Here is a 7790-nt window from a genome sequence, read left to right as displayed (position 1 = left end):
AGATCGCCGCTCCTCTTCCAGCACGGATGAGTCTCGGCACAGAAGATCAGTCATCGAAGTGGATAGCCCCAGACTACTTTGGTGCACTCGCTCCGTTATGCGTGACGAATCCTGGCCTTTCTCGGACACGGCCTTCGTAGGAAAGGACCTGACCGGCGAAAGCCGAGACCGGGAGCGCATAGCGCATAGACAAGGCTAAAAGCCCTCTGCCGCCGGTCCCACCCCGGGCCGAACCGCGCCCGCGGCTGCCAGGCCTTCCCCTCCCCGCTCCAGGAGCCCCGCGGCGGCCGGCCAGGAGAGCGCCAGGCTGCGCCAGCGCGGCGGCAGCCGGGGCTGGGGGACATCGGTGGGCAGTCCGAGGTGCGGGAGGATCCGGCGAATGACGCGGGGGTCCTCGGTGGTGACGATCAACCACATGCGGCCGTCGGCACACTCGGCCGCCTCCCGAAGAACGGTCTCGAGGTGGTCGCGAACGATCGTCTGGAGGTCGCCCTCCTCCGCCGCCCAGGGCTGGTAGGCTTGGCGTTCCCCGGGAGGCGGGCAGAGCGGGTGCGGAGCGACAGAGCGTGGGAATGAGGCGACGTTTCTCACCAGCACTGCTCGCGGTGAGACACTCTGCCCGCTCGCCGAGGCTAAGAGGCCGGCGCCGCGCTCGCCGGCGCGCCCTCCTCCTCCGCGCTCCCCACCGGACCCTTCGGCAGGAACCGGATCGTCTCGGCGACCACCCGCAGGCGGCTCCGCTTTTGCCCCTCCTCCGTCTCCCACCGGTCCAGGTGGAGCCGCCCCTCGAGCAGCACCGGGCTCCCCTTCGCCAGGCGCTCGGCGGAGACCTCGGCCTGCCTCCCCCAGGTCACGACGTCCACGAAGGTCACCTCGTCCTGCCACGCCCCCTCCCCATTGCGGTAGCGGCGGTTGACGGCGACGCCCAGCGTGCAGACGGCCGTCCCGCTCGGGACCCGCCGGAGCGCCGGGTCCCGCGTGAGGTGCCCCATCAGGATGACACGGTTGATCGGCATGGATGACCTCCTTGCGGCCCGGGCTGCCGGCCGGGCCGCACCCGCAGTACTGCCAATCGGCGTGCCGTGGCGGCGCTCGCGGGAGCCCCGGTCAGCCGCGACGCGCGAGCCCCTCGAGCCGCGGACACTTATCGCGCCGCCGGGCGCCGCTCCCGCCGAGGCGAAGCGATCTCCGGACGCGGCTGCTCCGTTTCATCCCGGCACCGCTCCGCCAGACTGAAACACCGGAGGCCCAGCGCTTCGCCCCGTCCCCATTCCGCCCGGTCATTTTTCCTGCGGGCTGGCCCCTTCGAGCCCCTGTGGGCTCCGGTGCGGCCCCACGCGGGCGTTTCCCATAGTTTCCATCTCCAGGTTACCTTTTGCCCCATGCCCCCCCTCCCCCCAACTCCTCGCCGGGGAAGCGCGAGCCGGTCCCGACCGACTCCCTGCGAGCCACGCTGGGCATCCAACGGCATCTCAGGTGCGTTCCCGGAGAGGCGCGCCGGGCCGGCGGCCCTCGCCGAGCACGCCCCATGGCACGCAAGTCGCACCCCACCCGGGCGGGACGCTGCCGTCCCGGGGAGAAGAGCGGCAATGCCGGAGCCGAGCCAGACGTTCAAGTACTGCCCGTCCTGCGGGGAGCAGGTGTTCACCTTCCCCGTGGTCCGCGGCAACGAGACGGCCATCCACTGCTCCTCCTGCGGCCTCTCCCTCGAGCTGGAGGCGGAGTACCGGCTGCAGACCCTCCCCTGCGTCGCGCTGGCCGACGACGACAAGTTCTTCCGGACCCTCCTCACGGACCTCCTCCTGACCCGACACCTGACCCAGGAGGTCCTGCCGGCCGGCACCGGCACGGAGCTCCTGAGCCGCCTCACCGAGCGCCTGGTGGCCGGCAAGGAGGTGGGCCTGGTCATCCTGGACCTGCTCATGCCCGACCTCGACGGGGGCGCCGCCGCCCGGGCGCTGCGGGCCCTCGAGCGGGGTCTGCACCGCCCCCGCCCCCTCCCCATCATCTACCTGTCGGGGGTGCGCTGCGACGAGGGCGTGCGCCGGCTCGTGGCCCGGACCCAGCCGGCCCTCTACCTGAACAAGGCGGCCGACAGCACGCCGGACCGCCTGGCCCAGCGGGTCGAAAAGATGGTGGCCTACCTCCTGTGGCAGGTCCACGCCGAGCAGGCGGGGCGGGCCATGCGGATCCTGGCGGTGGAGCGGCCATGAGGGCGCACGCGACCCGCGTCCTCCTCGTGGACAACGACCGCTTCATCCTGCAGACGGTGGGGGACATGCTGCGGGAGGCGGGATACGCGGTGGAGACGGCCGCCGACGGGCTGGAGGCCCTCGAGCGGATCGCCGTGACGTCGCCGGACGTGCTGGTCCTCGACGTCGTGATGCCCAAGATCGACGGGGCCCGCCTCTGCCGCTACCTGGAGGCGGACCCGAGCCTCGCCCGCACACCCGTCATCATCTTCAGCAGCCTCGCCGCCCCCGACTTACTCGACCTCCCGGGCCTCCGGGGGGAGGCGTTCGTGGCGAAGGGCCCTCTGCCGATTGTGGGCCGAAATCTCCTGGAGGCCCTGGCCAAGATCGGGCAGGGGAACGGCGAGCCACGGGTGTACGGCTACGACGGGTTCCGTCCGCGGCAGGTGGTGGCCGAGCTCCTCCATCTGAAGCAGCAGCAGGACCTCCTCCTGCGGTATATCCGGGACGGCGTCCTCCTCGCCGACGGCGCGGGCCGGGTGACGGAGGTGAACCCGGCCGCCATGACCCTGGTGGGGGCCTCGGAACGGTCCCTCATCGGGCGTCCCCTCCACGAGGTCTTCGAGCCCGCCCACCGGGAGGCGGTCCGGGGGCTCTGGGAGGGGCTTGTCCGGGGCACGGAGTCCGCCGACTGCCTCACCGTCCACCAGGGGGGGCGACCGCTCCGGGTCCGCTTCAGCCCCGTGACCTTTCGCGGCGCCCTGGCCGGCCTCGTGCTCATCCTGACCGACCTCAGCGGGATCGATCCCCTCGCCTGGTAGGTGGGCCCCGGCCTTGCCACGCCCGCAGCCCTGGGTATAAGGAGACCCCATGGCCAGCCAAGGGACCGAGGAGCGCCGCCACCCCCGCTTCGACGTGTTCCTCCCCCTCGCGTGCCACCCGCTCGACTGGCCCGACGCCCGGGGCCTCGAAGGGAAGGCCAAGGACCTGGGGCAGGGAGGGATCCGCATGCTCCTCCCCACCCCGGTCGCGCCGCAGACCGTCCTCCTGGACCTCAGGATGCCTGGGGGGCCGCTGCGACTCGGCGGCGAGGTCCGGTGGGTTGGCCCCCTGGAGCAGAGCGACCTGGGCGGCCACTTCTTCCCCCACGGGGTCCGCTTCAGCCGGCCGCTCTCCCGGAGTACGGTGGAGGAGGTCGTCACACACCAGCTCGCGCTGCGCAAGCTCCCCCAGCACCCCCGGATCCCGGTGGAGCTGCCGGTCGAGTACGCCGTCACGGACCGGTTCGTGGCCACCTCCTGCCTGAACATCAGCCGGGGGGGTATTTACGTCCAGACGCCGGACCCGCCCTCGCTCAACCGCGAGATCATTCTCCGCTTCACGATCCCGGGGAACGCCGTGCCGCTCCGCCTCCGGGGTCGCGTGGTCTGGTCCAACCCCCACGCCGGCCGCAACCCCTTCCCGCCGGGGATGGGGGTCCAGTTCCTGGACCTGGGCGCGGCGCAGGCCGCCCGCCTCGACGACTTCATTGCCTCCCTCCGGCGCCGCGGCATCGCGAGCAGCGATTTGCTTCGGCCATGGTACGTGACGCCTGAGGAGCCCCCGCCCACACCCCGGTCCAACTGATCCCCCTCCGTCGCACCCGCGTTCCGCGCGCCCGTTCCGTTCCGGAAAGGGGAGAGACCTGTTCGCCACCAGGGGGCGGAGGTTGCGGGGGCGCAACCGGCCGCGCTCACGGCTGCTTGCGCCCCCGTCCCTGTCCGGCCCCTCTCTGGCATCCCCCTTGCCGTCCTCGCGGGTGGGGCCTGCAGAGGGGCCCAGAGAGGGGATGATGATGAACCGGTTCGGTCAGGGATGTCGGCGGCGCTTCCCCCGCTTCCCGCTGGCCAGCGCGGTGGAGGCGGGCGGGGATGACGGCAAGGTTTCCTGCACGAGCTGGGGAGTGGACCTGGGGTGTGGCGGCGTCCGGATCAGCGCCCCGGCACTCCTCCCCGAGGGGCGGAGATTCCTCGTCCGCCTCCCCACGCCGGCCGGGCCGCTCGCCCGGGACGCGGAGGTCACGTGGACGGCGTTGCGGGCGGGGCTGGCCGGACCGACACCCGGCCGGCCCCACGGGCTCCGGTTTCTCGTTCCGCTCCCGGCAGCCACTGTCCTCGCCCTGACCCGCATTCCCTCGCCTGAGCCGTCCGTCCCGGTCCCTCAGGAGCGGACCATTCCCGCCGAGGCCGTGAGCCTCCCGGACATCCCCATCATCGGGGGCGGCCTCTTCGTCCGCTGCCCCGATCCCTCCCCTCTCGGGCGCCTCGTGCGCCTCCGGCTGCTCACCCCCGAGGGCCCGCCCCTCTCGCTCGCGGGCCGGGTGGTCTGGGCGAACGCGGGGGGGCACAACCCGTTCCCCGCCGGGATGGGGGTGCAGATCCTCGAGGAGCCGGGCCACGAGTGGACGCGGCTGAGAACGCTCCTCGAGCGGCAGGTCCCCCCGGAGCGCCCCCGGATGGCGGAGGCCTGGTACGCGATCCGCCCCGGGCAGCCGGGGAAGGGTTGGCGGTCCAGCAGCCCCGTGCTATGATCCGAGCCCGGAGGGAGCAGGATGGCGATCCCGGGGAACCCGAAAGGCCTGGCGAAGGACATCGCTGAGGGGTTCTTCTCCCTGACCCCGCCCATCCTGCGGAAGTTCACCCCCCCTGAATTGAAAACCATCAATCAGAACCTGAACATCGTCCTCCGCGAGATCCGCACCGAGGCGGTCGAGACGGGGAATGCCGAGACCATCCGCCACAAGAGCCTCCGGATCCAGCGCCTGAACCAGGCCCTCCTCGTTCTCACCAGCTACTGCAAGCAGAACAAGGTCCCGCTATAGCGCCCCTGGTCCGACTCTTGCACCTTCCGGCGCCGCCGCCCCCGTGTGCCCTTTCGCCGGGCGGCCATCCCGGCGCGCCAGCCCAGGAGTCAGCCGATGGGCGAGGAATCTACCCACCCCCCCCGAATCCTCGTGGTGGACGACGACCGTCTGCTCCGCGCGCTCCTCACCGACGCCCTGTCCAAGTCCGGGTACGAGGTCTCAGAGGCGGTCGACGGGGAGGCCGCCCTGGAGACCGTCAAGCGCCTCCGGCCCGATTGCATCATCCTGGACATCCTGATGCCCGGCCTCGACGGATACTGGGTCTGCCGGGCCCTGAAGGCGGACTCGGAGACCGCTCTCATCCCGGTTCTCCTGCTCACGACGCTGAGCCGGAAGGAGGACCTCCTCCAGGGTCTCGGGGCGGGCGCCGAGGACTTCATCCGCAAACCCTTCGACCAACAGGAGCTGCTGGCTCGGGTGGAGGCGCAGCTCAGGGTCAAGCAGCGCCACGATGCGCTCGCCAAGGAGCGCAATGACCTGCAGGCCCTCCTGGAGGTCTCCAGGGCGGTCTCCTCCACCCTCCGATCGCGCGACATCTTCCAGATCATCGTCCGCGAGACCGCCGGGATCATCGCCTCCGTCCGCTGCTCGCTGGTCCTGATCGCGGACGACCCGCTGTACGGCTACGTGCTCGCCTCCCACGACAACGCCGCCGTGGATCGGCTGAAGATCGAGCTGGCCAAGTACCCGGAGATGCAAGAGGCGATCCGGACGAAGGAGCCCGTCCTGATCGACGACGTGCACACGCACCCCCTCCTGGCCCCGGTGCGGGAGCAGGTGGGCCGGCTCCCCCTCACCTCCATCTACGTCCTCCCGGTCATCCTCCGAAATCAGGTGATCGGGACACTCTTCCTCCGGACCGCCAAGGCGCTCCACCTCCACTCCCCTCGGGAGCTCAAGCTCTGCCAGGTCATCGCCGACCTGGCTGCCACTGCTCTCCAGAACGCGCACACCTACGAGAGCCTCGAGCTCAACGTCGCCCACCTGGAGCAACTCACCCTCCTGGACGACCTGACGGGGCTGCCGAACCGGCGGTTCCTGCGCAAGCGCCTGGAGGAGGAGTTCACCCGGGCCCAGCGGCACCGCACCCCGCTCGCCTGCGTGCTGTACGACCTGGACAACTTCAAGCAGGTGAACGATCAGTGGGGGCACGCACGGGGGGACGAGGTGTTGCAGCAGGTGGCCCAGCTCCTGCAGGCCAACGTGCGGGGTTCCGACGTGGTGGCCCGCTACGGCGGCGAGGAGTTCGTGGTCCTCCTCCCCATGACGGACGAATCCGGCGCGCTCGCCGAGGCCCGGCGGATCTGCCAGGTCATCCGGAAGCACCGGATGGCGGGGGCCGCCCGGGAGATCCGCCTGAGCGCCAGCGCCGGCGTGGGGATCTTCCCCGGGCCGGAGATCCGGACAGCCGAGGACCTCCTCTACCAGGCCGACCGGGCCCTCTACCGCGCCAAGGACGCCGGCAAGGGGGACGCCGCCCTGGCGACCCCGACGGCATCTTCCTGATCCGCCACCCTTGATCTCCCCCGAAGCGCTGGGCTACCCTACGGGGACCATGACGGTCTCTCCCCCCCATCCGCGCGCCCGCGGGAGCCATCGCGTGGGGCGCCGGGAGGCCGCCTGAGGCCATGCCGGCCCGCATCCTCCTCTTCGACCTGGACGGCACCCTCCTCCTCACGGGCGGGGCCGGCGTGCGGGCGCTGGACCGGGCGTTTCGGGAGCTGCACGGGCTCGAGGAGGCAGGGCGGGAAATCCCGTTTCGGGGCCGGACCGACCTCTCGATCATCCGGGACATCGTCGAGCGGAAGCTGCGCCGGCCGTTCCAGCCTGACGAAGCAGGGGCGATCTGCGCGCACTACCTCCGCTACCTGGAGGAGGAGGTGGGGCGCTCGGCCACCTACCGGGTCCTCCCCGGGGTGCCCGAGCTCCTCCCCCTCCTCGCGGCCCGGGGGGACTGCCTGCTGGGCCTGGGGACGGGAAACATCGAGACGGGAGCCCGGATCAAACTGGCCCGGGCGGACCTGAACCGGTTCTTCGCCTTCGGCGGGTTCGGGTCCGACGCCGAGGACCGGGTCGAAGTCCTGCGTCGCGGCGTGGCGCGGGGGGAAGCGCGGCGGGCGCGAAGTGGCGCGGACGGCCCGGCCCAGGTGGTGGTCATCGGGGATACCCACCTGGACGTGGAGAGCGGGCGCGCGCTGGGGGCGCGGACCGTGGCGGTGGCGACGGGCGGGGAGAGCCCGGCTGCCCTGGCCGAGGCGGGGCCCGATCTCCTGCTGGCCGACCTGAGCGATCCGGAGGCGTTCCTGCGGATCCTGGATGGATGAGCGTCAGTTCCGCTGGCCCCGCCGGTAGGCGAGGAACGCCACCCCGGCGATGCAGAGGAACCAGAAGAGCAAGAAGACGACCAGCTGCACGGCGGTACCTCCCGGGGCTCCCGGGCCCGCGACACGAGCGCGCGCCCGGGGCGCTGGAGGGGTTGTAGCAGAGGAGCGATAGGGCCGTCAACGGGATCGGGGGTGGAGCGGTCGTGAAGGTCCTCGGGACGGCCTACCTGCTGGGTCTCTCGGTGGCGGCGGTCCTCGGGCCGATCAATCTGCTGGCCATCCGGATGGGGCTGCAGCGAGGGTTCCGAGCGGCCTTCCTGGTGGGGCTCGGGGCCACGGTCGCGGATGGCTTCTACGCGCTCCTGGCCGCCC

Annotated in this window: 9 protein-coding genes; 7 read left to right on the top strand and 2 right to left on the bottom strand. The window is 71.7% G+C overall.

All coding sequences use genetic code 11. The features are described 5' to 3' along the window. Nucleotides 1-195: 195 nt before the first annotated feature. Nucleotides 196-417: a hypothetical protein gene (locus VGT06_04430; protein ID HEV8662377.1), complete on the bottom strand. Its 222-nt coding sequence runs from the start codon at nucleotides 415-417 to the stop codon at nucleotides 196-198. A 215-nt stretch (nucleotides 418-632) separates the two neighbouring features. Beyond that, nucleotides 633-1016: a single-stranded DNA-binding protein gene (ssb, locus tag VGT06_04425; protein HEV8662376.1), complete on the bottom strand. Its 384-nt coding sequence runs from the start codon at nucleotides 1014-1016 to the stop codon at nucleotides 633-635. A gap of 573 nt (nucleotides 1017-1589) precedes the next feature. Here ssb and VGT06_04420 point away from each other — a divergent pair. From VGT06_04420 to VGT06_04390, 7 genes are all read left to right on the top strand, one after another. Further along, entirely contained in the window at nucleotides 1590-2213 is a 624-nt protein-coding gene (locus tag VGT06_04420; GenBank protein HEV8662375.1) for a response regulator, read from the top strand. Further along, nucleotides 2210-3013, top strand: a complete 804-nt coding sequence (locus VGT06_04415) for a response regulator (GenBank protein ID HEV8662374.1) — start codon at nucleotides 2210-2212, stop codon at nucleotides 3011-3013. The genes VGT06_04420 and VGT06_04415 overlap by 4 nt, the downstream gene beginning before the upstream one ends. Before the next feature lie 49 nt (nucleotides 3014-3062). Continuing rightward, on the top strand, nucleotides 3063-3818 hold the full coding sequence (locus VGT06_04410; protein HEV8662373.1) for a TIGR02266 family protein: 756 nt from the start codon (nucleotides 3063-3065) through the stop codon (nucleotides 3816-3818). Between the two features lie 208 nt (nucleotides 3819-4026). Beyond that, entirely contained in the window at nucleotides 4027-4761 is a 735-nt protein-coding gene (locus VGT06_04405) for a PilZ domain-containing protein (protein HEV8662372.1), read from the top strand. A 21-nt stretch (nucleotides 4762-4782) separates the two neighbouring features. Then, nucleotides 4783-5052, top strand: coding sequence for a hypothetical protein (locus VGT06_04400; GenBank protein ID HEV8662371.1), 270 nt, complete (start codon nucleotides 4783-4785; stop codon nucleotides 5050-5052). Between the two features lie 96 nt (nucleotides 5053-5148). After that, entirely contained in the window at nucleotides 5149-6600 is a 1452-nt protein-coding gene (locus tag VGT06_04395; GenBank protein ID HEV8662370.1) for a diguanylate cyclase, read from the top strand. Nucleotides 6601-6722: 122 nt separating this feature from the next. Next, a complete protein-coding gene (locus VGT06_04390) occupies nucleotides 6723-7418 on the top strand; it encodes an HAD family hydrolase (GenBank protein ID HEV8662369.1) in 696 nt (231 codons plus the stop codon). The last annotated feature ends 372 nt before the right edge of the window (nucleotides 7419-7790 follow it).

The organism is Candidatus Methylomirabilis sp., from assembly GCA_036000645.1.
Lineage (GTDB): Bacteria > Methylomirabilota > Methylomirabilia > Methylomirabilales > JACPAU01 > JACPAU01.
Note: the sequence above shows the minus strand (reverse complement) of the source record. Positions and strands in the feature narration are given on the sequence as shown.

Coding starts and splice junctions, on each gene's coding strand:
- VGT06_04430 (HEV8662377.1), bottom strand. CDS start 417: ATGTGGTTGATCGTCACCACCGAGGACCCCCGCGTCATTCGCCGGATC.
- ssb (HEV8662376.1), bottom strand. CDS start 1,016: ATGCCGATCAACCGTGTCATCCTGATGGGGCACCTCACGCGGGACCCG.
- VGT06_04420 (HEV8662375.1), top strand. CDS start 1,590: ATGCCGGAGCCGAGCCAGACGTTCAAGTACTGCCCGTCCTGCGGGGAG.
- VGT06_04415 (HEV8662374.1), top strand. CDS start 2,210: ATGAGGGCGCACGCGACCCGCGTCCTCCTCGTGGACAACGACCGCTTC.
- VGT06_04410 (HEV8662373.1), top strand. CDS start 3,063: ATGGCCAGCCAAGGGACCGAGGAGCGCCGCCACCCCCGCTTCGACGTG.
- VGT06_04405 (HEV8662372.1), top strand. CDS start 4,027: ATGAACCGGTTCGGTCAGGGATGTCGGCGGCGCTTCCCCCGCTTCCCG.
- VGT06_04400 (HEV8662371.1), top strand. CDS start 4,783: ATGGCGATCCCGGGGAACCCGAAAGGCCTGGCGAAGGACATCGCTGAG.
- VGT06_04395 (HEV8662370.1), top strand. CDS start 5,149: ATGGGCGAGGAATCTACCCACCCCCCCCGAATCCTCGTGGTGGACGAC.
- VGT06_04390 (HEV8662369.1), top strand. CDS start 6,723: ATGCCGGCCCGCATCCTCCTCTTCGACCTGGACGGCACCCTCCTCCTC.